26 protein-coding genes are annotated in these 24,051 nt (G+C 45.8%); 14 read left to right on the top strand and 12 right to left on the bottom strand.

Going from position 1 to position 24,051, the window contains the following annotated elements:
- Window positions 1-154: 154 nt before the first annotated feature.
- A complete protein-coding gene (locus BMZ54_RS01680; RefSeq protein ID WP_089906417.1) occupies window positions 155-685 on the top strand; it encodes a methylated-DNA--[protein]-cysteine S-methyltransferase in 531 nt (176 codons plus the stop codon).
- A 168-nt stretch (window positions 686-853) separates the two neighbouring features.
- Window positions 854-1,180: a S24/S26 family peptidase gene (locus BMZ54_RS01675; protein WP_089906416.1), complete on the top strand. Its 327-nt coding sequence runs from the start codon at window positions 854-856 to the stop codon at window positions 1,178-1,180.
- Between the two features lie 108 nt (window positions 1,181-1,288).
- On the opposite strand, the gene BMZ54_RS01670 is transcribed toward BMZ54_RS01675, so the two are convergent.
- On the bottom strand, window positions 1,289-1,768 hold the full coding sequence (locus tag BMZ54_RS01670) for a lipocalin-like domain-containing protein (protein WP_089906415.1): 480 nt from the start codon (window positions 1,766-1,768) through the stop codon (window positions 1,289-1,291).
- Between the two features lie 86 nt (window positions 1,769-1,854).
- Between BMZ54_RS01670 and BMZ54_RS01665 the strand changes: the two genes are divergently transcribed.
- The gene (locus tag BMZ54_RS01665; RefSeq protein WP_089906414.1) at window positions 1,855-2,718 is read left to right on the top strand and encodes an AraC family transcriptional regulator; all 864 of its coding nucleotides are present in this window, start codon (window positions 1,855-1,857) and stop codon (window positions 2,716-2,718) included.
- A 41-nt stretch (window positions 2,719-2,759) separates the two neighbouring features.
- Here the strand turns inward: BMZ54_RS01665 and BMZ54_RS01660 are convergent, their stop codons facing one another.
- On the bottom strand, window positions 2,760-3,131 hold the full coding sequence (locus tag BMZ54_RS01660; protein WP_089906413.1) for a winged helix-turn-helix transcriptional regulator: 372 nt from the start codon (window positions 3,129-3,131) through the stop codon (window positions 2,760-2,762).
- Window positions 3,132-3,260: 129 nt separating this feature from the next.
- Here BMZ54_RS01660 and BMZ54_RS01655 point away from each other — a divergent pair, with 129 nt between their 5' ends.
- A complete protein-coding gene (locus BMZ54_RS01655; RefSeq protein ID WP_238386456.1) occupies window positions 3,261-3,905 on the top strand; it encodes a DUF2306 domain-containing protein in 645 nt (214 codons plus the stop codon).
- A gap of 145 nt (window positions 3,906-4,050) precedes the next feature.
- Complete coding sequence (locus tag BMZ54_RS01650) at window positions 4,051-4,632, top strand: pentapeptide repeat-containing protein (protein ID WP_089906412.1); 582 nt, start codon at window positions 4,051-4,053, stop codon at window positions 4,630-4,632.
- 7 nt (window positions 4,633-4,639) lie between these two features.
- On the opposite strand, the gene BMZ54_RS01645 is transcribed toward BMZ54_RS01650, so the two are convergent.
- Genes BMZ54_RS01645 through BMZ54_RS01635 form a run of 3 tightly spaced genes read right to left on the bottom strand, consistent with a single transcriptional unit; the run spans window position 4,640 to window position 8,229 of the window.
- Window positions 4,640-5,671, bottom strand: a complete 1,032-nt coding sequence (locus tag BMZ54_RS01645) for a hypothetical protein (protein ID WP_143080876.1) — start codon at window positions 5,669-5,671, stop codon at window positions 4,640-4,642.
- A 2-nt stretch (window positions 5,672-5,673) separates the two neighbouring features.
- Entirely contained in the window at window positions 5,674-6,522 is an 849-nt protein-coding gene (locus BMZ54_RS01640; RefSeq protein ID WP_089906410.1) for a class I SAM-dependent methyltransferase, read from the bottom strand.
- Between the two features lie 6 nt (window positions 6,523-6,528).
- A complete protein-coding gene (locus BMZ54_RS01635; RefSeq protein WP_202909111.1) occupies window positions 6,529-8,229 on the bottom strand; it encodes an FAD-binding protein in 1,701 nt (566 codons plus the stop codon).
- Window positions 8,230-8,457: 228 nt separating this feature from the next.
- Here BMZ54_RS01635 and BMZ54_RS01630 point away from each other — a divergent pair, with 228 nt between their 5' ends.
- Complete coding sequence (locus tag BMZ54_RS01630) at window positions 8,458-10,008, top strand: carboxylesterase/lipase family protein (RefSeq protein WP_089906408.1); 1,551 nt, start codon at window positions 8,458-8,460, stop codon at window positions 10,006-10,008.
- 10 nt (window positions 10,009-10,018) lie between these two features.
- Window positions 10,019-10,417, top strand: coding sequence for a GNAT family N-acetyltransferase (locus BMZ54_RS01625; protein ID WP_089906407.1), 399 nt, complete (start codon window positions 10,019-10,021; stop codon window positions 10,415-10,417).
- A 5-nt stretch (window positions 10,418-10,422) separates the two neighbouring features.
- Here the strand turns inward: BMZ54_RS01625 and BMZ54_RS01620 are convergent, their stop codons facing one another.
- Entirely contained in the window at window positions 10,423-10,824 is a 402-nt protein-coding gene (locus tag BMZ54_RS01620; protein ID WP_089906406.1) for a winged helix-turn-helix transcriptional regulator, read from the bottom strand.
- A gap of 75 nt (window positions 10,825-10,899) precedes the next feature.
- Here BMZ54_RS01620 and BMZ54_RS01615 point away from each other — a divergent pair, with 75 nt between their 5' ends.
- Complete coding sequence (locus tag BMZ54_RS01615) at window positions 10,900-11,793, top strand: NAD(P)H-binding protein (RefSeq protein WP_089908205.1); 894 nt, start codon at window positions 10,900-10,902, stop codon at window positions 11,791-11,793.
- Between the two features lie 46 nt (window positions 11,794-11,839).
- Complete coding sequence (locus tag BMZ54_RS01610) at window positions 11,840-12,691, top strand: NAD(P)-dependent oxidoreductase (protein WP_089906405.1); 852 nt, start codon at window positions 11,840-11,842, stop codon at window positions 12,689-12,691.
- A gap of 44 nt (window positions 12,692-12,735) precedes the next feature.
- On the opposite strand, the gene BMZ54_RS01605 is transcribed toward BMZ54_RS01610, so the two are convergent.
- Window positions 12,736-13,326 carry a dihydrofolate reductase family protein gene (locus tag BMZ54_RS01605; RefSeq protein WP_089906404.1) on the bottom strand — a complete coding sequence of 197 codons (591 nt, stop codon included), beginning with the start codon at window positions 13,324-13,326 and terminating at the stop codon, window positions 12,736-12,738.
- A gap of 152 nt (window positions 13,327-13,478) precedes the next feature.
- Window positions 13,479-14,465, bottom strand: a complete 987-nt coding sequence (locus BMZ54_RS01600; protein ID WP_089906403.1) for an NAD-dependent epimerase/dehydratase family protein — start codon at window positions 14,463-14,465, stop codon at window positions 13,479-13,481.
- Window positions 14,466-14,825: 360 nt separating this feature from the next.
- Here BMZ54_RS01600 and BMZ54_RS01595 point away from each other — a divergent pair, with 360 nt between their 5' ends.
- Window positions 14,826-15,989, top strand: coding sequence for an alginate lyase family protein (locus BMZ54_RS01595; protein ID WP_089906402.1), 1,164 nt, complete (start codon window positions 14,826-14,828; stop codon window positions 15,987-15,989).
- A gap of 90 nt (window positions 15,990-16,079) precedes the next feature.
- On the opposite strand, the gene BMZ54_RS01590 is transcribed toward BMZ54_RS01595, so the two are convergent.
- A complete protein-coding gene (locus BMZ54_RS01590; RefSeq protein ID WP_089906401.1) occupies window positions 16,080-16,793 on the bottom strand; it encodes a hypothetical protein in 714 nt (237 codons plus the stop codon).
- 90 nt (window positions 16,794-16,883) lie between these two features.
- Between BMZ54_RS01590 and BMZ54_RS01585 the strand changes: the two genes are divergently transcribed.
- Together BMZ54_RS01585 and BMZ54_RS01580 are read left to right on the top strand one after the other, a co-directional pair.
- Complete coding sequence (locus tag BMZ54_RS01585; protein ID WP_089906400.1) at window positions 16,884-17,702, top strand: hypothetical protein; 819 nt, start codon at window positions 16,884-16,886, stop codon at window positions 17,700-17,702.
- Window positions 17,703-17,926: 224 nt separating this feature from the next.
- Complete coding sequence (locus tag BMZ54_RS01580; RefSeq protein WP_089906399.1) at window positions 17,927-20,347, top strand: ABC transporter permease; 2,421 nt, start codon at window positions 17,927-17,929, stop codon at window positions 20,345-20,347.
- Between the two features lie 78 nt (window positions 20,348-20,425).
- On the opposite strand, the gene BMZ54_RS01575 is transcribed toward BMZ54_RS01580, so the two are convergent.
- A complete protein-coding gene (locus BMZ54_RS01575; RefSeq protein WP_089906398.1) occupies window positions 20,426-21,241 on the bottom strand; it encodes a helix-turn-helix domain-containing protein in 816 nt (271 codons plus the stop codon).
- A gap of 167 nt (window positions 21,242-21,408) precedes the next feature.
- Here BMZ54_RS01575 and BMZ54_RS01570 point away from each other — a divergent pair, with 167 nt between their 5' ends.
- Window positions 21,409-21,813, top strand: a complete 405-nt coding sequence (locus BMZ54_RS01570) for a DoxX family protein (protein ID WP_089906397.1) — start codon at window positions 21,409-21,411, stop codon at window positions 21,811-21,813.
- 3 nt (window positions 21,814-21,816) lie between these two features.
- On the opposite strand, the gene BMZ54_RS33445 is transcribed toward BMZ54_RS01570, so the two are convergent.
- Both BMZ54_RS33445 and BMZ54_RS01565 read right to left on the bottom strand, forming a co-directional pair.
- Window positions 21,817-21,951, bottom strand: a complete 135-nt coding sequence (locus BMZ54_RS33445; protein WP_262487567.1) for a hypothetical protein — start codon at window positions 21,949-21,951, stop codon at window positions 21,817-21,819.
- Between the two features lie 469 nt (window positions 21,952-22,420).
- Window positions 22,421-22,756, bottom strand: coding sequence for an SWIB/MDM2 domain-containing protein (locus tag BMZ54_RS01565; RefSeq protein ID WP_089906396.1), 336 nt, complete (start codon window positions 22,754-22,756; stop codon window positions 22,421-22,423).
- A 440-nt stretch (window positions 22,757-23,196) separates the two neighbouring features.
- Between BMZ54_RS01565 and BMZ54_RS01560 the strand changes: the two genes are divergently transcribed.
- On the top strand, window positions 23,197-23,709 hold the full coding sequence (locus tag BMZ54_RS01560) for a DinB family protein (protein ID WP_089906395.1): 513 nt from the start codon (window positions 23,197-23,199) through the stop codon (window positions 23,707-23,709).
- Window positions 23,710-24,051: the final 342 nt, after the last annotated feature.

The raw sequence follows: 24,051 nt of genomic DNA, 5'->3' as shown, positions 1-24,051 counted from the left end.
GCTCAATAATAGCCCGGTTAGCCCGGCAGAAATAAAAAGCCGCATCAGAAATGGTGCGGCTTTTGTATAACCAACGTTTTAACGTAATACCTCCAAAATATTTAACTTGCTATACATAAGCAAGGGCTGCTTGTAAAGTTTAAAACTCATCGCAATGGAACATCAGTATAAATACATGGATTCTCCCGTAGGCAGGTTAACACTTATCGGTAGTGACAAAGGCCTTGCTGCTATTCTTTGGGAAAATGATAACCCGAACCGGGTACATGCAAAAGCTGACGTTGAGGATAATAACCATCTCATATTGCTTGAAACAGAACGGCAGCTAAGAGAATATTTTGAAGGAAAGCGCAGCTCCTTTTCGCTGGAGCTGGACCCGATCGGGACAGCATTTCAGAAAGAAGTATGGAATGCATTGCTGACCATACCTTATGGGGAGACCCGGAGCTATACACAGATCGCTAACCAGCTAGGCAACCCTAAAGCTGTACGTGCCGTAGGTGCTGCCAATGGCCGTAACCCCATTTCAATTGTTGTTCCCTGCCACCGTGTTATTGGCGCATCCGGAGGACTAACTGGTTTTGCAGGTGGGCTTGAGGCAAAAGCCAGCCTGCTCTCGCTGGAGGGTGCAAAAAGTGCGCAAACTCAAATGACAATCCCCTGGCAGGAGCTGAATGTTCCATAAGCAGCCTGCTATTTCTTAAAAATATTTTGGCCCGCTAATCCTGGTATTGGCGGGCTTTTTCTTTCCTCTTCCATACTATTTTTCAAATAATATTCACCTGCGCAGCTAGGTTGCGCAGGTGAATAATTCCTTTGTGATCAAATAATAAACCAATGAAAATTTCAAAAAATGAACAAGTACGAAAGATTGAAATCCGACCTGGAATCAACAGGCAAGGGAAAAATGAAGGCATTTGGCAGCTCTATGTTGCCCATTCTGAAAAGCGGCAGCCAGCTAACCTTTGAAAAGGCGCCTGAATACAAGATCGGTGATATTGTATTCTGTAAAGTAAAAGGGCGATACATTGATGCGCATAAGATCATTAAAACAGATGCGCACAAAGGCTTCCTGATCGCCAATAATCATGGTTTTGAGAACGGCTGGACCAGGACCATTTACGGGAAAGTAACCGTAGGTGAATTTCAAAACCAGGTCATTTACGAAGCAAAACGATGAAACCTTCCCATTAAGTGGCAACGATTTTTTAACAGTTGCCCCACAAAATTTCTCCCGGTCCCCATTATATCCTTCTCTCTATCACCGCATTCCCCCATTAGCTGAAATCTACTTTCTTTTCCAGGTTACTATTGCGGATGCGCCTCCATTCGTGGTGTTGGCCGAGAAAATTCTGAGGACATCTCCGGTTAAGGTATAGGAAGATTTAAGCTCACGCCCTTCCCAGTTTGGGAAAAAGGCATGCTCCACCTGGTAAGTAATGGTATGGTTCTTTTCGTCAATAAGGAATTTACCGAAATGTGAATTGTTGCCTTGCACCAATGCCGCATTCTCTTCCGGTGTTGCCGTGTTTTTATTATTGGAAGCAACTTTCGGGCGGGCGGCTTTCATAATTTGTACGGCATAATCTCCATTCTGCTCAAAAACAAGCAGCCCCTGGGGAGCTTCTCCGTAGGGGAACGTTTTACTGTTGTCCGGATTGGTATTTTCTACAGATACCAATGACCACGCACCGGTGAACTTACTGGTTTGCGCCCATGTAGTAACGGATGCGATCAAAAGGCCTAATAATAAAACATGCTTTTTCATGGTGACGAAGTTTATAGATCAAAATTATACAACCCGGAGTGCCTGATCCTTGTACTATTTTTCATTAATACTGTACTTTTACAACCATGGCCAAACAAAATTTATATAAGCCTTTTGAGATTGAGTTCAAACAGCAGGAGCGGTTTCCGCCATCCGTTAAAAGCAATAATTTTTTTGAGCTGATCTATATTGTAGATGGTACCGGTGTACAATACGTTAATAAGAACAAGTTTAACTACCGGAAGGGGAACCTGTTCTTATTAACGCCTCATGACCAGTATTCATTTGATATTTTAACGGCTACGAGATTCTTCTTTCTCCGCTTCACTAAATTTTACCTGGAGACTAAAAAAGGAAAAGATAAAGAGGCCGTACAGCAGGTAGCCTACATTATTAAAAATGCAAGCCACCGGCCGGGCTGTATTTTAAAGAATAAAGCGGATAAGCCCTTTATAGCCTCCCTTATCGAGAATATTTTGCAGGAGCAAACGAACCAGCAGATCTACTTTGGCAAAATAACAGAGCAAATAGTAGATACTATCATTACAGTTGTAGCAAGAAATATTGCACTAAAGCTTCCCAAAAATGTGAAGGAAAGCACCGGCGAGCCCGTGCTGGAGATACTGCATTATATACAGGAGAACATCTTTGAGCCTAAAATGCTGAAGGCTGAAAACCTTAGCAAACACCTGGGCATTTCATTAAGTTACCTGGGCCGTTATTTTAAAAAACAAACCGGGGAAACACTACAGGACTACATTTTAAACTACAAGGTGCGTATGATAGAAATAAGGCTGCTGAATAGTGATATGCGCATTAATGAAATTGCCCATGAGCTGAATTTTACAGATGAAAGTCATTTAAACAGGATCTTTAAAAAACTAAAAGGAATGAACCCGTCGGAGTACAGGAAAAAGAATGCTTTACCCGGGAACACATTCATCGCATGAAGTTAGAGTTTCTCTAAGCAGTGCGATGTTTTAAAGATCAGTTAGATGCATATAACCCGGTTCTTCTTTTGATGCTGAAGATCATGTACCCCGCTTTTATTTTGTAATCCCCAGCTGTTCATTAAAGCAAGGATGGGCAAAATGCTTTCTCCTTTTTCAGTCAGGTAGTAAGCGGTGTACAGCGGAAAACCGCTGCCGGTTTCTTTATATACAATTCCCGCGGTCTCCAGTTCACGAAGCTGTAAGTCTATCACCCTGGGCGTTGCCTCTGTAATTACCTTGTGCAGCTCACTGGGCCGCCTGAAGCCCTTGTCTATGGCGTCTATAATACAGGGTTTCCATTTTCCGCCAAAGCTTCTCATGGTAATGGTGATGCCGCATTCCAGGTCTTCGGGTAGTTTCTTCTGGTACATTTTTTTTAGCAATTTAATGCTAAAACGGCAATGTATCCATACTGATAAATTTATCAGTATCCGAATAATTTATCAGTTATTGATCCTGGCAGCGCGGTAAAATATGTTTGCATAAAAATTATTATAGCAATGGCAATTCAGCATAAAGTAACCGGAGCGGTACGGGGGAAAAATACACAGGAGCTGTGGAGGCTACTTTCCGGAATCATAGTAATAGCGCTTTCAGCTTATTTTTTAATCAGTGCATCACACTTTTTTACACTGGACCCAGCTGAGCTGGGTAAATATGATAAAACTAAATGGATTTTATTACTGCATATTACCGGCGGTGGAATTGCATTGTTAACCGGCCCGCTGCAATTCTGGGAAAGGTTCAGGAACAAACGCTGGGTATTACACCGGCAAGTAGGAAAAGCCTATCTGCTGGCCATTTTGATCAGCGGTTCCTGCGCTGTTTATTTATCCTTAACAACGGCGTATGCCGTGGGGTGGTCCTATGCTTTTACACTGCAGGTTTGGGTGAGCGTATGGCTAACGGCCAGCTTCCTGGCTTATCGTACTGCGGTGAAGAAAAAATTCAAATTACATAAGGAGTGGATGACCAGGAGCTACCTGGTAACCGTTGCATTTGTTATTTCTGCGCTTTTAAACAAGCTGCCTTATATCCAGGATAAAGGCAGTTTTGCAGAAGTATCCCCCTCTTTATTCTGGTTTGGCTGGGCCGTGCCCTTGTATGTGTATGAAATAATATTGTCGCTGCAAAGAAAGCAATAGGCTTACCATCATCCATGTAAACACCCTTCCGGATAAAAGATGGGTCTTACCACCCTTTTTAACAGACAGAGGAATTCCGGCGAACAGGGATATTTTCGGATAGAACGGACAGGATGATTATCTTTAAGTACAAGCTGCTGCCGTCATGGAACTACCTGTAATAGTTGATATAACATACGACAAGGTTAACTTTACCGAAACACCTTTGGAAGTTGGTGAATATGAGAATTGCACTTTTGTAAGCTGCGATCTTTCCAATGCAAACCTGGCCGGAATAAAATTCCTGGATTGTACATTCACCGGTTGTAACCTGAGTTTGGCTAAACTAAAAGATACCGCTTTCCGGGATATTACCTTTAAGGATTGTAAAATGCTGGGGCTCCGGTTTGATGAGTGTAATAAATTCGGCCTGGCGTTTAGTGTTGATAACTGTACACTGAACCACGTTTCGTTCTTTGAGGTGAAGCTCAAAAAAATGATCTTTAAAAACTCGCAGCTGCAGGAAGCTGATTTTACAGGCTGCGATCTCACAAGCGCTGTTTTCGATAGTTGCGATCTTACCAGGGCTATCTTTGATAACACCCTGCTGGAAAAAACAGATCTCCACACAGCCTATAACTATTCCATTGATCCGGAAAAGAACCGGCTGAAAAAGACCCGTTTTTCTTTATCCGGTATTGCCGGACTGCTAGATAAGTATGATATTGATATTGACCTCAATGCCTAGCATAGCATCAGAAATCAAACACATGCTCTACCTGCACACCCGCTTTCTTCAGCTCCAGCAGCACCCCGCTTAACGCGCTCACCGGCGTAGCAATAGCTACCCGTTTCATAGTCGGGTATGAAGTAATGGGCTGTATAAACACGGTTTGCGCATTGGCAAAATCCGTTTTATGATCTGCAGGTACCCATACGGTTAGCAGGATGGCGGAGTTATTGCCTGCAATTTCTTTAAAGCTGTGTCCCTGCTGCGCCAGTTCCAGGGCGGCAGCGGCAAATTTATCGTAGCGGGGCAGGTAATGCAGGCTGTCATCATCCAGTACCACGGCGGTATTCAGCAATGCCACTTCATATACCTGTTTGGTACCAATGCCGATCAGCTTTCCGTATATAAATTTTACCGCAAGCTCAGTGGTGAGCATGTACCTGCGCTCCCATTTGCGGAAAAAGTGAGGGCCGGAAAGGGAGGTATTTTTCCAAAGGTCTTTTAACCGGCTTTTAAAATCAAACTGGTACCAGGGCAGGTCTTTAATAAAAGCTACATAGTCCTGCGTATATTTTGCATTAAACTGGTCTTCTGCTGTAGCGGGCTGCCCGGTATCCGTTAACCGGCCAACAATATTTTCATACAATGATTTGGCGGTGTATTCCACGGTAGTGCTTACGCCAATTACCCAGATCATAAAATGGTATCCCCAGTTGGTTGGGAAATTTCCTTTGATCTGTTTATTCACAATACGGTAGCTTTTCCATATCTGCGAAGTATGCCGCATGTACGGGAACGTAGTAGCTGTATGCTGCTTAAAATAATTAGCCTGCTCTTCCGGGCTAAAAACCAGGAACCATTCCGGGAAGGTCAGGAATGTCTGATCTGCCGGCCTTACATCCTTGGCAGGCGTTACCGGGTTTTTATTGGTCACCAGCCATTCCTTAGGGATCACCAAACCTTTGCCGGCCGCTATGGTTGATAGCTGCCGCTTAAAAAAGAAAATGCTCATAGATAAACACAGGGAACAAAAAGTGAGAATGTACAACCGTTTCATACTTACAGCTTGATGAATGATACCAGCGTATTATCCGAAGGATCTTTATCCTGCAATATTCTAGCGCCCAGGTCTTTGAAACCGTAAGAAGAAATGATCTTACTCCACTCGTCAATTGATTTAAACGATTTGTATTCGCCGTGATCTGTTTCCCAGCTTACTTTTAAGCCCAGGTTAAAAACAGTATGTACCAGCGATACAAAAGTAGCCATGGCCGGTGTTTTCACATCGTGATCACGGATAATGAACAATCCCCCTTTTCTTAATACACGGTAAATGGATTGCATGAAACCAGCTAACAGCGCATCAGGGCAGTGATGCAGCCCAATGTGGCAGGTTACCAGGTCCAGGCTTTCATCCGGGATCTCTGTTGCTTTAATGGGGGAATAGTCCAGCGGGATGAACGTACCCAGCTTACGCAGCTGCCCGCGTTCGAAAATGTCGCCCGGCGCATTGCTGGGCGCAATATCATTAGTTAAATAAATGTTGCCGCTAAGCGTAATATGCTTGCGCAGCTCACTGATATAGCGGCCGGTGGAACCGATCTCCAGGTAGCCATCAATTTTCCTGCGCTCACCCAGCAGCTGTAATACCTGCCGGGCCATTTCTTTCTTCTGCTTTTTCAGTGCGGGCAAGGCAAACGTAAATTCAGAAAGGAAAGGTTTTATACCCGGCAGCTTTTGCTGCACGGTTTTATAAATTTCTTCGTCGCTGGCTTTTTCCTTTGTGGTGGCAGCTATCAGGTGGTGAAACTTATCTTCCGGGTATAAATGAAAGATCACCTGGAGGAAACGGTAAAAATCATCACTCCATTTAGTGTCTGAAAATACAGCTTTGAATTCAGATTGCATATGAGGTTATTTATAGTAAGTGTCCCAGATCACGTTGCGGAATTTACCCGTGGGATCCAGTTCCTTTTTTAGTGTAAATAATTCTTTTGCTCTTGGGTAGGCGCGGTGAAATTGTTCGCTGGTAGCATGCGGCTGATAGGGAAGGTAATAAGCCCCATCCAGGGAAAGTGCAGCATCTATCAGCTCCCTGGTCCATACAGCTACGCGGCCTTTTTCCGCATCATCCGTATTTTGTTTGTAATACACTACAAAGGCAAATACCTCTTCCCGTGCCCAGGCCAGCAGCGAGCCGCTGTCGGCTTTTGCATGGCGGATGGATACATTTATAACATTCACATTATGCCGGATAAAGATCTCCGACATCAGCGCCAGGAATGCATCAAACTTTTGCACGGGTACAAAATATTCCTGCAGCACATAGGTGCTTTGTCTCCTGGAGGCCGGTTCCAGCTCCATCACATCATACCCCGCTTCGTAGTTGCGGTAATGCACTTTTTTGAATTTGTATAACAGCGGGTCAATGATGAACTCGCGGCGCCATTTACCAAAATGATTTTTGCTGAAGGCGCCCATGAAGTAGCGTTCCAGCGGGTAAGCAGCGGCCAGCGGCATCAGCCTGGTTTTTTCCGTGGGCTTTTCATCGGTGCGTACCCAGCTTACGGCGCGTATATTTTTATAGAACGGCGGATAGATATCACCGTTATGAAAGATCACATCTTTATTCTCCCGCACGTTTTCAAAGAAATACGGCTTATAGGCATGCCCTTTCATTTTCACCTGCTGCCGCTTAACAGCGATGTTATCTTCCAGGTCCAGCGTTACATTTACAATAATAGCAATGGCATTGTAGCATCCCACACAGGCATAAAAGATTTCGGATTTTTCTGTGGGCGATACCTGTATTATGTCACCGTTGGCCAGCAAAACATTCAGGCTACGTACGGACAGGATCAGGGGCCCCAGGCCAATATAACGTCCATGGCAGTTTACGCTGAGCGCCCCGCCCACGGTGAAGTTGGCGTAGGTTTGCATGATCTTGATGCTTAGCCCATGCGGATCAATATAATGTTGTATATCGCACCAGCGGGCGCCTGCCTGCACGGTAATGGTTTTTTGTTCTGCAGAAAATGCAAGCACCTTATTCAGCGCGCGCATATCAATATGAATACTTTGCGGGCTGGCAGTTTGCCCGCCCATGCTGAAACGCCCGCCGCCTACAGAAAGAGGCCTGGTTGCCGTACGTACCATCTGCTGCAGCTCCTCCACCGTTTGTGGTACTACTATCTGCGCTACCAGCACAGGATTCAGCTGTGTAACATCGTTGATCAGCCTTTCTTCCGTTTTCAAATGCGGTATCAGGGCGCCGGTATCATTTTTATAATAATCCGCAGCAGCGCCGGGCACCGTGCCAAAACGGTTCGGGTATATAGTGCCTTTCCGGAAACCTAATAACCACACCAGCCACAGGGGCCCGGCCACAGGTACTAACAGGCAGGCCAGCCACCAGGCGCTTTTATTGGTATCATGCAGCCGTTTAGCCGCTGTAGCAAATAATGCCCAGAATAATAACGGATAAATAATAAAAGTGGCGGCAGGGGTGAAAGCCGCGTTCAGCAGATTATATAACACGTAAAAAGTGCTCCATATAAATAAAGCTGCCACCCAGTAGGTCAGGCGGTTAATCCTTCCACGGGTTGTAAAAAGCAAATAGCTGACAGGCAATTTATCTTTGAATGTCATGGTGTTGTACCAATACTTGTAGAGGTCCCGTACAAATATATTATATTTAAAATAATATTTAAGTGTTGTTTTAAAGCCACTTGCTGTTTCATTCCGCCGTTACCGATTCCCGCTCTTTCTCATTATCTTTAATAAGGAAGCCAGGTGCACGATAGAATCACCTCAAAATATTCACGTATTGAAAAGTTACCCGTTATGAAGCGCTATACACGGTCTGCTTATTTTTTTGCCTTACTGCTTGCCCTGACTGTTTGTGCATTTACAACCGATGCTGCATTTGATAAGATCAAAGTAGAAGGTGGTTATATATCTGGCACAGTTAATACTGCCGGCGATATTCATATTTTTAAAGGCATTCCCTTTGCAGCCAAACCCATAGGCGCATTACGCTGGAAAGCGCCACAGCCGGTAGCTTCCTGGAAGGGTGTAAAAACCTGCGACCGGTTTGGCCCAAGCCCCATGCAAAATAAACCGGTGCCTTTTAGCATGTGGTCTGCAGAATTTCTGATACCGGAAACACCCATCAGTGAAGACTGTTTACACCTGAATGTATGGACGGGCGCAAAGGATGTTAAAGAAAAACGCCCGGTACTGGTATGGATCTATGGCGGCGGTTTTGTGAGCGGTGGCAGCGGGGTGCCGATCTATGACGGTGAGGCCATGGCAAAAAAGGGAATTGTGTTTGTAAGTATTAATTACCGCGTGGGCATTTTCGGTTTTTTAGCGCATCCTGCATTAACTAAAGAAGCCCCGTATCATGCTTCCGGTAATTACGGCCTGCTTGACCAGATAGCAGCGCTGAAATGGGTACGGAAAAATATTGCAAAGTTTGGCGGCGATCCCGCTAATGTAACTATTGCAGGACAGTCGGCCGGTTCTATGAGTGTGAATTGCCTGGTAGCATCGCCACTTGCAAAAGGCTTATTTCAAAAGGCCATTGCAGAAAGTGGTGGCAGCTTTACCAATGGGAATGCATCTTTGCAAAGAGGTGAAGAAGATGGAGAAAAGATCATGAAGCAGTTCCATGTTTCCACTATCAACGAGCTGCGGGCCGTGCCGGCAGAAGAGTTGCTGAAAAAAGCAGAAGGCTTCCGTGGCGCTGTTATTGACGGGTATGTATTGCCGGATGCGATCATAGATATATTTACAGCAGGTAAAGAAAATAAAGTAAGCCTGCTTACCGGTTGGAATGAGGATGAAGGATTGTTATTCAGCCCGGTGAAAAATGCGGCAGATTTTAAACAGCTGGCCGCTAACTGGTATGGCGCTGATGCGCAAACATTCCTGCAGTTTTATCCTGCAACAAATGATTCAGTAGCGGCGCTTTCACAGCTAAAACTTTCCCGCGACCAGATCTTTGGCGTGCAAAATTATACCTGGGCCAATATGCAAAGCAGTCATGGGAATAAAGTGTACGTGTACCGGTTTACCCGCAAACCGCCAGCTACCGGCGGGTATGTGAAGTATGGCGCTTTTCATACGGCAGAAGTACCCTATGCTTACGGCAACTTACAATTTGTGCAACGCCCCTGGGAACCGGCAGACCAGGAGCTGGCAAAGGTAATGTGTGCCTACTGGGCTAATTTTGCCAGCACCGGAAACCCCAATGGGAGCGGATTACCGGTATGGGAAGCCTATACGGTGAACGATAAAAAAATAATGATATTAGGGGAAAAGCAGGAAACCAAACCTATGACTGATCACGCGGCACTGGATTTCCTGTACAACAGATCAAAGGAAAAATGATGACCTATATATGGAATTAGCATACAGATATGATGTAATACCTACGCCGGAACAGGTAATTGAGCTTTATGGAAATGCAGGTTTGCCGCGGCCCATACATGACCGGGAAAGGATTAAAGTAATGTACGAAAGCTCGAACCTGGTAGTAACTGCATGGGATAATGATACGCTGGCTGGCGCAGCCCGTTGTATTACAGATTGGGTATGGAGCACGTACCTGGCCGACCTGGCAATAAGATCAGACTACCAGAAATTAGGTATTGGAAAAAAGCTGGTGGACCTGGTGCAGGAAAAGGTAGGTGAGCAAACGATGATCCTGTTACTGTCTGTACCTACTGCCATGGAATACTATCCCAAAATAGGCTTCACCAAAGAAGACCGGGGCTTTATGATCCCGCGTAAAAAATAATGTCCTCAATTCATTCCCGGGAAGTTTTTCAGGTTCCTGCGGAATGTTTTTGCATTTTCTTTACTGTCCTGCACAGCCCATACCGCCATTTCATAGAGTACCGGCTTTAAGGCCAGGCCCGATTTTGTAAGGCTGTAGGTAACGTGCGGAGGCACTACCGGCATGGCTTTTCGGGTTAGCAGCTGATCTGCTTCCAGCTGTTTCAGGTGCTGTATCAGCACTTTTTCTGTAATGGCGGGAATGGCTTTCCGCAGGTCGCTGTACCGCTTACTGCCGGATAATAGCTGGAATAAAATGATGGGTTTCCAATACCCGCCTATCTTTTCCATTACATAGGTAACCGGGCATTCCTCAAATGCACTCTTCTTATTTTCCTGGATGGTGGAGCTTTCTTTTACCTTGGTCATAGCTACATACTTTAGGGTAAGTACTTGTACAAAAGTAAGTACAAATTTACTTTTGATGCTGTAAAATTTAAAGCTATGAACATTACTATTACAGGATCGCTGGGCAATATAGGCCGGCGCCTTACGGAAACATTAACCGCAAAAGGACACCGGGTAAGGGTGGTAAGTCACGATCCGGCGAAAGCAGCCGCTATTGAGGCCCTGAACGCTATTCCGGTTATAGGCTCTATAGAAGATGCTGATCTTTTATTGCGCGCATTTGAAAAGGCAGATGCCGTATTTACCATGATACCGCCTAACTACACTTCCAAAGATCTCCGGGCTTATATGAAAGCAGCCGGTGAAAGGTATGCCAATGCCATTACGCAAACCGGCGTGCAGCACGTGGTGAACCTGAGCAGCATTGGCGCGCATATGCCTGATGGCCCCGGGCCTGCCGGCGCTAACCATTATGTGGAAGCCAGGTTGAATGCTTTAAAAGATACCCATGTATTACACCTGCGGCCCGGTATGTTCTATACCAACTTCTTTGGCGCAATGGGGATGATAAAACATCAGCATATTATCGGCAATAACTTTGATGCTACGGTAAATATGGTGTTATCGCACCCGGCAGATATTGCAGCTGCTGCTGCGGAGGCATTGGATACCCTGAATTTTAGTGGTAAGCAGGTACGTTATATAGCCGGTGATGAAAAGAATGGCGGTCAGATAGCAGCGGCATTAGGAGAAGCCATTGGTAAGCCAAACCTGCAATGGATAGGCTTTTCGGATGAAGATATGTTACAGGGCATGCTGCAGAACGGTTTGTCGGAGGAAATGGCAAGGGTATATATCCTTGAAATAGGTGTTGCTTTGCGCAGCGGTATTTTACTGGATGATTACCGCAAGCACCGGGATACTGCTTTTGGAAAAGTGCAGCTGGCAGATTTTGCACAGGAGTTTGCAGGCGTGTATAAAAACGTATAGCCATATACAATGCACATTTGCTATCTTTATTTCAAATCAAGGAACAATGGTAGCATTCTTAGGCATGGGCCTTTTAGGGGCCAATTTTGTAAGAGCAATGATCAGAAAAGGCGTACAGGTGCAGGTTTGGAACAGAACGGCATCTAAAGCCACTGCGCTGGAGGCAGACGGCGCCAAAGCATTTGCGGAGGTAGCTGATGCTGTACGCGGTGCAGATGTGATCCATATAGTTGTTAAGGATGATGCCGCTGTAAACGAAGTGCTGGCCAATGCCAGCGCAGGTTTTAAACCAGGCGCCATCATTATTGATCACACCACCACTTCTGCAGAAGGCGCTATACAAAGAACTAAAGACTGGAAGGCGCGCGGCTTTACCTACCTGCATGCGCCGGTATTTATGGGTCCGCAAAATGCGCTGGAAAGCACCGGTTATATGCTGGTATCCGGCGATCAGGAAGTAATTAAAAAGCTGGAGCCGGCTTTGTCACAAATGACCGGTAAGGTGATCAACTTTGGTGCGGAAGAGGGCAGAGCCGCCGGTATGAAGCTGATTGGCAATCTATTCCTGGTAAGCTTTACGGCAGGTATTGCAGATACGCTTTCACTGGCAAAAGCATTGAACATACCGCTGGGCGATATCTCTACATTGTTTGATTCCTGGAACCCTGCGGCTATGCTGCCTGCACGGCTGAAAAGAGTATCGAGCGGCCAGTACGATCAGCCTTCATGGGAATTGAATATGGCCCGGAAAGATACCGGCTTGTTCATGGAAGCAGCTGCAAAAGGCGGTACTCACTTAGCCGTGATACCCGCCATTGCTAAAGAAATGGACCGCTGGATTGAAAAAGGGCATGGAAATGACGACTGGACGGTGATCGGCAAAGATGCCGTTTCATGAAAATATGAAGAAAGCCGTATCTACATTAGATGCGGCTTTCTTCTTTAGGATGGTTTGCCGTATTTCAACAGCACCATACCGCTTTTATAACCTGTAGCAGCAATTAAAGAGAAAGGTAGCGGGCCTGCTAAGCTGCTGAAGACAGATAACCCATCTCCAATAGCGACTGGATTAACCACCAGGTGCAGCTCATCCACCAACCCGGCTTTTAATAGCGAGCCCGCAAAGCTGGCGCCGCCATAAGCAATAAGATTCTTACCTGGCGCCTGTTTGAGCTTATTAACTTCTTCGGAAAGATCTCCCTTGGCAAGTACTGTATTATCCCATTCAGCTCTTTGCAGCGTTTTAGTAAATACCACTTTTTGCGCTTTGGTGATATTACCGGCAAACCGTGCCTGTGAGTTACCGGTTTGTTTTGCCATGCCGGCCCAGTGGTGAATGAAACCTTCCGTTGCCATTTTCCGGCTAAGCAGTATGCAATCAACAGATGCGGTGAGATCCGTATGGTATTGCTGCAGATCCGCATCCCAGTTCCAGTCATTGCCCCAGTTCCATAACATCCAGCTGGCGCCGCCGTCTTTGCCGGCCATGTAGCCATCAACCGATGTTTGTACTTGCAGTATTAGCTTTCTCATGATCAATTTGTTTATGATACAAATGTAGGTTGCCTGCCGGTGTCCCTGGGCGGGTGAATCAGACATTAAAGGGGGGACTTTGTGCCATATATAAAATAGTAAAGCAGCGATAACTGATACCGCTGCTTTGCTTATCATGATGAAAAGAGTCCTTAATGCTGCACCGGGTAAGGCCCTTCAGAAAAAGCTTCTGCATGGTACCCTTTAGCGCCGATCAGCTTTGCCATAGGGCTTCGCAGATCGTCCGTTGTTTTTAAGCGTTCCATCAGGTAATGGAAATCATACTTTGGCTGCCAGCCCAGCTCCCTGCGCGCTTTTTCATTTACATATACACGGTCCAGGCTGGGATGCATGCGCCAGCCGTGTTGCTGGTATAAGGCCGCATACTCCGGCACATACTTTTCTACCACCTGCGGCGCATGATCGCGCAGCGCCTGCATATCGCCGGGCTGGAAAGGGGTAGTGGCGCTGATAATATATTTGCCGAAGCCAATATCCTTTGCACGCGGAGCTGCTGCAATGTGCGCGCTTACGGCATCTTCAATATCTACCCGGCGAAAAAGATATTCGTTTGTTTTCAGGTTAGCGTCCGCATAAGCATCACGCATGCCTTTATGATCATCTTCTTCCGGGAAAAAGCGGGAGGTACGCAGCACCAGGCAGGGCAGCTTATGATTGCGGTAAAACAGCTGGCAAAGATCTTCTGCAGCGGCTTTGGTAACGCCATAAATATTTTTAGGAACCGGTATAACCGTTTCCGTTATCCAGGCAGCCGGCTCGCCTGCCGGTGGTACCAGCGCATCGCCAAAAACACTGGTAGTGCTGGTAAACAGAAAACTTTCCACTCCCGCGGCAACAGATTCCTGTAAGAGATTGAGCGTGCCTGTAATGTTTGTATCAATGAATTGCTGCAGGCTATGGGTGCCCACATGTGGTTTATGCAGGGTGGCGGTATGGAAAACAGTTTGTACGCCCTGCATACAGCTTTTAACGAAATCACGATCCACAATTGAACCGGTATGCGTAGTAAAAGGAGAGGCCAGTATATCCAGGCTAATCACTTCGTACTGCATATCCCGCAGGGTGCGCACCAGCGCTTCACCCAAGTGACCGGCGCTTCCGGTAACTAAAACTTTCATAACTACAATATCAGATTAGGTTTAAAAAATGACGCAGCCTGTAAGATAAAAAAAATCGGAATGGACTTTTAACTGCAGTACTGTCGCAGCAAAATTACTTTAGCATTTGATTTCCAAATATTCATATAAATGAGGAAATATTTGATTTTATCTATACACAAACGATTGCAATTAAAAATATTTGTAAATATTAAGTTGGTTTATTAATTTACGTTGCATTACGAGCGCACTGTGTAAAATTCCATGGATCTTTAATTGTACTGTTTTAGCAATCACGTCATCGCATAAGCCATATCCGTATTAGATCATTCTTTAAACCAAAACCAAATCCTCTAACCACACAAATCCCTTTTTTTTCTTATGAAGAAACACATGAATTCCCGCTTGCTGGGCATCAGCCTGCTGTTGTCTGCATCTACCCTGTACAGCTGTACCAAACAGGGAGCTACCAGTAAAGATACGATCGATAAAATGGAGGTAAGTCCTGTGGCGCTGGCTGCTCCGGCTATTACTTCTTTCGTGCACCCCGGTGTTTTAAACACGCAGGCCAGCCTGGATTATATCGGCGGCCAGGCCAATGGTGGCGATGCTGCCCGTTTAGCGTCTTACCAGAAAGTACTGGACTACGTTAACGGTCAGACTGTACCTACCTCTTTCTACGCCACAGTTGTAGTAGGTTCCAACGGCGCTACATCGCCCTCTAAAAGCCAGATCCGGCGCGATGCGGAATTAGCATATGGTTTAGCGTTGCGCTGGGCTAAAACCGGTACCGATACCTATGCCAAGCAGGCTATCCAGATCCTGAACGGCTGGTCTTATACGTTTAAGAACTACGCCTTATTAAATTCCAGCACCAATGCCCTGCAGCCGGCGCTGGAAGCCTCCTGGACAACGCCCAGCTTCGTAGCTGCAGCAGAGATCATCCGCTATTATAAACCATTCGGCAAATCCTCCGGCTGGTCTGATGCAGACATTGCGCAGTTCTCTAACTACCTGAACAACGTTAAGAATAACTATATCAACAAATGCCCGGTTTACAACAACAACTGGAACGCTTCTGCCGCCTATGCAAAAATGGCGATCGGCATTTTCCTGAACAGTGTTACGGTATACCAGAATGGTTATAACGACCTGGTAAAATACCTGCCTATTATTGTTAAATCAGATGGCTCTATTCCTGAGCTGTGCGACCGCCAGGATTGTGTGCACTTCCAGTATTCCTTAACGGCTTTTGCCTACGGTGCAGAGCTGGCGCGTATCCAGGGGGATAATGGTATTTACACCTACAACTCAAACCTGATCAGCCTGGGGTATAACTTCATGCGCGCGGCTTATAACCGCAGCACCGGCTGTAACTATTGCACTACTTCCAGTCCTGTGTTCCCGGGCACAGAAGTAGCGTACAATTATTACAAAACCAGCAACCTGGAATATTTAAGGAATTTGCAGGACCCGCTGAGCATACCGAATGATAATACCTTCTTAGGTTTTACTACTTATACGCATTTTAACGTACCGCTGTAACCATAAGCGGAGATTAATACATAGTGAAAAAATGGGAATGGTTAGGTGGCGTATGCCGCTTAATTGTTCCCATTGTTTTTTGTAACAAAATTAAAGGGGTGGCAGGTTTATATTTTCACCTGTTGGGTAATACTGATGTTCCAGGAAATAGCAGTACTTCCTCAGGTCTGTTTCCGCGGTAGTTTCGAGGTAATCAATGTAAAGTTTTTCATTGCCGCCATTTGCTTTCTGCATTTCCGGGTCTTGTAATTGCCGTATCCACTCCGGCTTTTGCCGCCACCATTCTTTACATGCTTCATAGGTCCAGTATTGATTACCGTTGCAGGAGTAGCTGTCAAATACTTCAACCGCTGCTGCGTCCATTACACATATAAGCTCCGCAAAATTACGGGGTTGCCGGAATACATATTCGCAGGCATTAGCATCAAAGAGCACATTGAACGGGGCCTCCGGGTTGCCAGTTCCGCATGTATCAGTTTGTCCGGTGTAAAAAGGTCCGGGAAAGTTAAGCGGGTTTTTCTCATGCCAGTGATCGTTATCCAGGAAGTCATGGATCTTTTTATTCTGGTATAACATGGCTATTATCTCCGTTCTTAAAATGTCTGCTATCTGAGCTTGATAAAGGAAAGCATTAAAGTCAATTCCATACCGGGGTATGAATTTTTGGCCCGTTTCTTCAGTCTCTTTCAGGTGAAGGGCAATATAGGTATCCAGGTCATATACAGGCCTTCCCGTTATTGTTGTTATCGGAGCAGCCTGGGTTGGTTTGCGGAAAAGGGACCTTATTTTCTTCAGCAGATTCATATAGAGGAGCGTGAATTTTGAAAGTACAAAATAAGCCCCAAATCCAGGTCTAATTTTTGCTACTTTTCGCTTCAAATCCTAGTCACCAGCATGAAGCATATCCTTACACTTTTTATCATCATTATCCTGGCTGCCAGCTGTAACACATCCTCCAATACCAATGATCAATCAGATACTACCCACACCACTCCTGCACCGGTAACCAAAGAAAAACCCTCCACCTTTACCGGCCCTATGATCGGTGAAAGAATAAACGGCCCTGCCAATATCCGCAGCAGCGCCAATGGAGAAGTGATCTTTTCTTTAAATGATCACACCCTGGTTAACAGCACTACAGGCAAAAATGGCTGGTATAATATTGGGCTGCTTACAGAGCTGCCGAATGATGCTTATGATACGGATACCCTCCGCAAAGGGCACAAGATCATAGTGGATGGTAAGGTGGTAGGTGAAATATTAAAAGACATACCGGTTAGTACCAGCACCACTACGAAGAAAACCTGGGCTGAGCTGACCGGCTATACCTATAAGGATAACCTGTACCCGGAATCCATAATAGAAAATGTACTGGAGGATTATCTAAGCAGGATAACAGACCGTTCCCTCAAAACTATGCAGCCTTTTATCAGCAACTTTGAGCTGGAAAAAGATGACCGCATGCCGCCGTCCATCACCTATTTCAATTATGAGAACTGGATCGATGATCCTTCGCCGTTAATGCGCATACAGCTGGTATTTGAAAAAGATCAGTTAATCGGCATCGTACATTCGCGGAACATTCATATCCCCAATACCACCAATGCAGCACTGGAAAGGGATTTCCAGGTAGCTTTTTATAATGATGTTCCGCGGGGAACACAACAGAAATTTATAAAAGCGTTTAATGCATTCATGCAAGGGGTTGACTAAGCCGGCAACGGTCACCAGCTATGGTACAGGTACATGCATGTTTGGACGAGAGAAGATCCGCCTTCCCCGCACAATCCTACGTCGGTTTAAACTGTTCGCTTCCGGACATGGCCCGTATTACAAACGGACAGTTTGCTGCAGATCTATATCTCCAAGTGATTGGTTTTTAAGTGAATGGGAAGATGGCACTTTCTTGGTGCTCCATCCGGATCAAACCAATAGTTATGCTTGCCACCTATTTCAAAACCACCACACGCAGCCTCTGGAAAAACAAAACCTATAGCTTCCTGAACATCTTTGGGCTGGCAATAGGTATGGCCTGCGCAGGATTGATCTTTTTATGGGTGGAGGATGAAATGACCTTTGACAACTTTCATGTAAAGCAGGACCGGCTGTACATTACTAAGGTAAACTCCGATATGGACAATGGCGTAACGACCCATACCTCTACTCCGGGTGTAATGGCACCTGCCATGAAAGCCGAGCTGCCCGGTATTGCCAATACCTGCAGGTACACGGAGGAAGGGACCAGCCTGCTGTTCACTATTGGCGATAAGCCATTATACGCCACCGGCCGGTATGCAGAAGCTTCGTTGTTTGATATGTTTACCCTGCCTTTTGTACAGGGCAATCCCAAAACCGCTTTTGCGCAGCTCTATTCTTTGGTGATCACAGAAAAAACAGCGCGTAAATTTTTTGGAACAGAAAAAAATGCATTGGGAAAAACTGTGCGGGTGAACCGGGAGCAGGATTATGTGGTTACCGGTGTATTGAAAGACCTGCCTGCCAATTCCACGCTGCAGTTTGAATGGATAGCACCCTTTGAGATCTATTACCGCAAAAGCCCCTGGGCGCAGCGCTGGGAAAATAGCTGTCTTACAACTTTTGTAGAATTAAAACCCGGCGTAACCCAGGCGTCTGTAGATAAGCTGCTGTATAATTATATAAAACAAAGAGTACCGGGCGCCATCATACATCCCTTTCTATTCAATATGCGCTACTGGCGTCTGTATGGTGAATTTCGGAACGGCAAGCCCACCGGCAGCGGCCGTATTATGTATGTACGTCTGTTTACCACTATTGCCTGGATCATTTTGCTTATTGCCTGTATTAATTTCATGAACCTGGCTACTGCCCGCAGTGAAAAGCGCGCTCGGGAAGTAGGTGTACGCAAGGTGCTGGGCGTAGGTAAGAGCGGACTGGTGCTGCAGTTTATGAGCGAAGCCTTGGCAATGGCCTTTATAGCGGCAATAGCAGCGGTGTTGATCATGGCGCTGTTCTTACCTGCATTTAACATGCTGGTGCAGAAAGAGCTGGTATTAGGACTGCAGCAGCCATTACACTTAACAGCTTTACTGGGTATTACCCTGGTATGCGGAATAGTGGCGGGCAGTTATCCGTCTTTTTATTTATCGTCCTTCAACCCGGTAGCAGTATTAAAAGGATTGCAGGCCAAAACAGGCAGCGCCACGTTTATCCGCAAAGGGCTGGTGATCATGCAGTTCGCGATGTCTATTATGCTGATCATTGGTACTATTATCATTTACCAGCAGATCCAGCATGTAAAACACCGCAATCTGGGTTTTAATAAAGATAACCTGATCCAGATGAATTTGCAGGGCGATATGCTGAAGAGCTTTCCCGTAATTAAACAGGACCTGTTGAATACCGGTGTAGTGACCAATGTTTCGCTGGCTGATCATGAAACCATTTATAGCGGTAATAATACAACGGATCTTGACTGGGCAGGTAAGCCACCGGGCAGCCAGATCCTCGTATCCCAAAGAGTGGTAAGCCCGGAGTATATAAACGTAGCAGGTATGCAGCTGGTTGATGGCAGGGACTTTAAACCTTCAGACATAGTGGAGATGACGGAGGATGCTACTCCCAGGGATTCTACCGTAAAATACCTTAATGTGCTGGTAACGGCTGCTATGGCCCGGTTGCTGGGGGAAGGCAGCGCTATTGGCAAGATCATATCAATGCCTGGCAATGTGCCCAATCAAAACTTCACCCTGCGTGTAATAGGCGTAGTAAACGATTATGTGTATGGCAATATGTATGGCAAGCCCGATCCGGTAATATTTTTCTGCCTGCCCCAGGCTGCCACGTTCATGTATATACGTATTAAGCAGCAAAGTGATACAGAAGCTGCGCTGGATAAAATTGCCGGCGTAATGAAAAAAGATAACCCCGATTATCCTTTTGAGTATGGTTTTGTAGATGCGCAGTTCAATAATATGTTTATGAGCGAAATGCTGGTCAGTAAGCTGTCCAGGGTATTTGCAGTATTAGCCATCCTGATCTCCTGCCTGGGATTGTTTGGATTAGCCGCTTATACTGCGGAACGCCGTACCAAGGAAATAGGTGTACGCAAAGTACTGGGGGCCAGCGTATTTAATATTACCCGCCTTTTATCCAAAGACTTTTTACGGCTGGTGATCGTAGCGGCTGTAATTGCATTTCCGGTAACCTGGTGGATCATGAGCAGCTGGCTGCAGCAGTACAGCTACCGCATCAGCATTCAGTGGTGGGTGTTTATAATGGCCGGAGTGCTGGCTATGATCATTGCGCTGGGTACTATTAGTTTCCAGTCTGTTAAAGCTGCATTGGCCAATCCCATAAAAAGCTTACGCTCCGAATAGATCGGCCTGTCATCCTTAAAGAAAATGCCCGGTATCCGTCAGGATCACCGGGCATTTAAATATATACCTGTTGGATGATTACAAGAGTAGCTCCGTTAAATTATCTATCACTTCCGGGCCCAGTTTCTGGTACTGGAAAGGAGAGCAGCCTGCAAACTCTTTAAAGGAGCGGATAAAGTGCGACTGATCCGCATAATCATTTTCAAAAGCAATATCAGATAGTTTATCAAACTGGTTACGCTTCAGCTGTTCCAGCGATGCCTGGAAACGTGCAATACGGGAGAACAGCTTGGGCGGTATGCCCACATGCTGTTTGAACTTACGCTCAAAGCTTCTTTCAGACAGCTGTAATGTTTCCCGTAAAGTAATGAGTGATACACTGCCTTTTGATTGTATAATGCTGGTCAGCGCAAATTGCATGGCATTATCCGCATCGCGGTTTTGTTTACGGAGCAGCGCAGTAATATAGGAGCAGATAACCTCCACCTGGCCATAGATACCGGCTGCATTTGATACCTGGTTAAGCAGGGAAAAACCATGTTCGCCCGCCAGCTCATCCAGGTTTAAACAGGTATCTGTTAAGGCTTCTGCATTCAGCCCGAATATCGCGTTTAATGCATTCGGCTGAAAGAAAATACCGATGGTGCTGAACTGCCCTTTCAGGCTAAGCGCCGCGTGCGTAGTTGCCTGTCCGTATAAGATGATGTTAGGCAGTTGCTTATCATTCTGGTAAATAACACCCTTTTCCGGTTGCTGGAACAGCAGCCCGGGACAGCCATCCGCCATGGTCCGGAATGATTTGGAACTATCATCTGCCGCATCACTTTCCAGTGCCCAGAACGTGCGTATATAGGCTTTCAGATGGTCGGGAGGAGGTATTTGCTGGAATTGCATTTAGTTCAGAATAGGCTTATACAAATGTAATAATTCCAGGGGTAAAATGGAATGTCGTGATCTCCCCCTTACAATGTCGTATTCACAGACCTTTTAATTTCAGCCGGCAAAGTAGCTTTACATCATCAAACCAAACGAAAATTTTTAAACTTTTAAAACATACTAACATGACAACTTTAACAGCCACCACGAAAGCAAAAAGCATCCGTAAAGACAAAGTGATCTACTGGATCTTCACTTCCTTATTTGTATTGCTGGATTCCGTACCGGCGGCCGTATGGTTCAATTCACCCATGGCAAAAGAAGGTATCCGCAGTATGGGCTTTCCCGCATACTTTGGCGTGGAATTAAGTATTGGTAAGATCATCGGCGGCATTCTGCTGATACTGCCTATGATCCCTGCACGTTTTAAAGAATGGGCTTATGTAGGATTTGGTATTTCACTCATCTCCGCCATGATTGCCAATATTGTTGTAATTGGGCCGGCAATGGGTATTATGCCGCTGATAGGTTTAGCCATCCTCACCGTGTCTTATATTTATTTTCATAAGACCCGGGAAACTGGTTTTTAACATTCAGCCATCATTCTCCATTATTAATTTCATATAGTCTACTCCGTTAGTAAAGCCTGGTATTTGGTGCCAGGCTTTTCCATTGAATGAGCTTTCCAGGCCACCCATCAGCTGCGCATTGGTTATGCCTATGATCATAGTATCTCCAACTGGTGAAATATAACCAGGGCACATAGGAGATCATGCTCCGTTTTGAATTTGGATGGGATGATGGGAGAGTATTTTTGCTGCTACCCCTGTTCATGCAGGTGAAGGCTACGCTGGTATCCAGGGCGATAAAGCTTTCGGGACCTACGCTATATAGACGCTATTGATCTTTACCTCCGGTATGCCTGGGGGCTGGAGGGTGGATACAAAGCCGTAGCAGCGCCACAAAATGCAGGGGCGCCAGTGACAGCCGCCGTAATGATTTTGGCGTGCTGCTCTATGATCATGATAGCCGGGGATATTTCAGCTCAGACAGGCGGGGGAACGATGATAGTTACAGGTTTCGCCCGTGAGCAGTGCGCAGTAACGCAGGAATACTGCCTGTACAAATGACAAACAGCAAGGCTGAACAGCGGCGCAAAGCCGTAGCCTGCGCCCGCTGTTTAACCTTATATACCTTTTAGCTTACATGTTTGCCTACAACTTTTGCCAATTCAAACATAGAGATCTGGCTCTTACCTTCAAAGATCCCTTTCAGCTTATCATCGGCATTGATCATGCGTTTGTTCTGCTGATCCTGCAGGCCATGCGCCTTTATATAATCCCAGATTTTTTTGATGATCTCTGTTCTTGGCAAAGGTTGGCTGCCTACAACCGCAGCTAATGCAGGGCTGGGCGTAAGCGGGGCCATTAAACCTGTATTGCTTTTCTTGGCGGCAGTTTTGGGGGCAGCAGCTTTCGCTGTCGCTTTTTTAGCAGGCGTTTCCTTGGTAGCTGATTTAGCTGTTTTTGCCATGGTAATATTTAATTTAAGCGTTAATAATTAAAAACCGTTCAATAATTAAGACAGCCGGCTTTTCTATAAACTAGCCTGTGCAGCTTAAATTATGCCAATTAACCATTTATCGGCGGAAATAACGAAAGCGGTGGTTATCATCGTCCATAATAAAAGCATCTTCTTCACTGATAAAACCGGGCTGATGGGCTGTTAGCTCAATACCGCCGGGATCTTACCCGGAAAGGGGCCATCTTTTGCAATCACCGGGCAATGTACCCGGAATTTATACATGTCTGTAAAGGAACTATTACATTACAACCCTTTTTTTGATCTTTTGTTGAGGTCACACCACAAAAAAATTTTAAAATTATTCCTGCGCATACTGACATAAGGCTGTCACTCCCCCTGTGTTACTTCGTATTGTCAAACAGATTATTAAACTTTAAAACCCTTTAATCATGGCAACCAATACCACTATTTCCGCTCCTGCACAGGTTATCAGCCCCGAAGAGCTGCTGCAGCACTGGCAGGGACACCGTCAATTGACCCGTCGCGTCATTGTTGCATTTCCCGAAGATAAGCTTTTCAACTATTCCATTGGCGGTATGCGCCCATTTGCCGGCCTGGCAGAAGAACTAACCGGCCTGGCAAGCGGCGGAATTAAAGGTGTTGCCACGGGTAAATGGCCCCGGATCAATGAGCTGGAGCACCATTCCGACAAACCCTTACCAGCCACCAAAGAGGAAATATTAAAGCAGTGGGATGAGGTGACCGAGGAAATAGAAGCGCTCTGGCCGCAGATCTCCCCGGAACGCTTTCACGATGTGGAAAAAGCTTTTGGGATGTACGAAGGGCCCATTTACGCTAACTTCTTATACCTGGTGGATAATGAAATTCACCACCGCGGGCAGGGTTATGTGTACCTGCGATCCCTGGGCATTGAACCGCCGCCATTCTGGGACCGTTTTTAATATATCCTAAAACACCGGGTTTATCGCCCGGTGTTTTTTTTATACCCAATATTATTATCCGGTTGCACTTTTTTATCTAATATTGCCCTGGCCAGTAAAATACCGGTAAAACCTATAGAAAGACCCAGCCGTTATGGATCACGGATAAAAACTGCGCCGCTAACTGTACCCGTATGAAAAACAAAGCCACATAAACCAGGATCTTAAAACGCATGCTGTAGCAATAATCCGGAAACAGGAGCCAATACAAGTAATCATGTCCGGGGTGATCATGTGTGTCATATGCTTATCCGGTCATCCTATAACAGGTCTTTCAATGTGAAGGAATTGTTAAGGCTGGGG

It is taken from the genome of Chitinophaga rupis, assembly GCF_900109685.1.
GTDB lineage: Bacteria > Bacteroidota > Bacteroidia > Chitinophagales > Chitinophagaceae > Chitinophaga > Chitinophaga rupis.
The sequence above is the reverse complement of the archived record's forward strand: the minus strand, read 5'-3'. Positions and strand labels throughout refer to the sequence as shown.

What these genes read in the sequence shown, in the direction of transcription:
- BMZ54_RS01590 (WP_089906401.1), bottom strand. Translation starts at nt 16,793, where the DNA reads ATGAATCTGCTGAAGAAAATAAGGTCCCTTTTCCGCAAACCAACCCAG.
- BMZ54_RS01665 (WP_089906414.1), top strand. Translation starts at nt 1,855, where the DNA reads ATGGCCAAACAAAATTTATATAAGCCTTTTGAGATTGAGTTCAAACAG.
- BMZ54_RS01625 (WP_089906407.1), top strand. Translation starts at nt 10,019, where the DNA reads ATGGAATTAGCATACAGATATGATGTAATACCTACGCCGGAACAGGTA.
- BMZ54_RS01615 (WP_089908205.1), top strand. Translation starts at nt 10,900, where the DNA reads ATGAACATTACTATTACAGGATCGCTGGGCAATATAGGCCGGCGCCTT.
- BMZ54_RS33445 (WP_262487567.1), bottom strand. Translation starts at nt 21,951, where the DNA reads ATGATCATAGGCATAACCAATGCGCAGCTGATGGGTGGCCTGGAAAGC.
- BMZ54_RS01605 (WP_089906404.1), bottom strand. Translation starts at nt 13,326, where the DNA reads ATGAGAAAGCTAATACTGCAAGTACAAACATCGGTTGATGGCTACATG.
- BMZ54_RS01680 (WP_089906417.1), top strand. Translation starts at nt 155, where the DNA reads ATGGAACATCAGTATAAATACATGGATTCTCCCGTAGGCAGGTTAACA.
- BMZ54_RS01600 (WP_089906403.1), bottom strand. Translation starts at nt 14,465, where the DNA reads ATGAAAGTTTTAGTTACCGGAAGCGCCGGTCACTTGGGTGAAGCGCTG.
- BMZ54_RS01565 (WP_089906396.1), bottom strand. Translation starts at nt 22,756, where the DNA reads ATGGCAAAAACAGCTAAATCAGCTACCAAGGAAACGCCTGCTAAAAAA.
- BMZ54_RS01560 (WP_089906395.1), top strand. Translation starts at nt 23,197, where the DNA reads ATGGCAACCAATACCACTATTTCCGCTCCTGCACAGGTTATCAGCCCC.
- BMZ54_RS01585 (WP_089906400.1), top strand. Translation starts at nt 16,884, where the DNA reads ATGAAGCATATCCTTACACTTTTTATCATCATTATCCTGGCTGCCAGC.
- BMZ54_RS01580 (WP_089906399.1), top strand. Translation starts at nt 17,927, where the DNA reads ATGCTTGCCACCTATTTCAAAACCACCACACGCAGCCTCTGGAAAAAC.
- BMZ54_RS01660 (WP_089906413.1), bottom strand. Translation starts at nt 3,131, where the DNA reads ATGTACCAGAAGAAACTACCCGAAGACCTGGAATGCGGCATCACCATT.
- BMZ54_RS01645 (WP_143080876.1), bottom strand. Translation starts at nt 5,671, where the DNA reads ATGAAACGGTTGTACATTCTCACTTTTTGTTCCCTGTGTTTATCTATG.
- BMZ54_RS01650 (WP_089906412.1), top strand. Translation starts at nt 4,051, where the DNA reads ATGGAACTACCTGTAATAGTTGATATAACATACGACAAGGTTAACTTT.
- BMZ54_RS01630 (WP_089906408.1), top strand. Translation starts at nt 8,458, where the DNA reads ATGAAGCGCTATACACGGTCTGCTTATTTTTTTGCCTTACTGCTTGCC.
- BMZ54_RS01675 (WP_089906416.1), top strand. Translation starts at nt 854, where the DNA reads ATGAACAAGTACGAAAGATTGAAATCCGACCTGGAATCAACAGGCAAG.
- BMZ54_RS01670 (WP_089906415.1), bottom strand. Translation starts at nt 1,768, where the DNA reads ATGAAAAAGCATGTTTTATTATTAGGCCTTTTGATCGCATCCGTTACT.
- BMZ54_RS01595 (WP_089906402.1), top strand. Translation starts at nt 14,826, where the DNA reads ATGAAGAAACACATGAATTCCCGCTTGCTGGGCATCAGCCTGCTGTTG.
- BMZ54_RS01575 (WP_089906398.1), bottom strand. Translation starts at nt 21,241, where the DNA reads ATGCAATTCCAGCAAATACCTCCTCCCGACCATCTGAAAGCCTATATA.
- BMZ54_RS01640 (WP_089906410.1), bottom strand. Translation starts at nt 6,522, where the DNA reads ATGCAATCTGAATTCAAAGCTGTATTTTCAGACACTAAATGGAGTGAT.
- BMZ54_RS01570 (WP_089906397.1), top strand. Translation starts at nt 21,409, where the DNA reads ATGACAACTTTAACAGCCACCACGAAAGCAAAAAGCATCCGTAAAGAC.
- BMZ54_RS01620 (WP_089906406.1), bottom strand. Translation starts at nt 10,824, where the DNA reads ATGACCAAGGTAAAAGAAAGCTCCACCATCCAGGAAAATAAGAAGAGT.
- BMZ54_RS01610 (WP_089906405.1), top strand. Translation starts at nt 11,840, where the DNA reads ATGGTAGCATTCTTAGGCATGGGCCTTTTAGGGGCCAATTTTGTAAGA.
- BMZ54_RS01655 (WP_238386456.1), top strand. Translation starts at nt 3,261, where the DNA reads ATGGCAATTCAGCATAAAGTAACCGGAGCGGTACGGGGGAAAAATACA.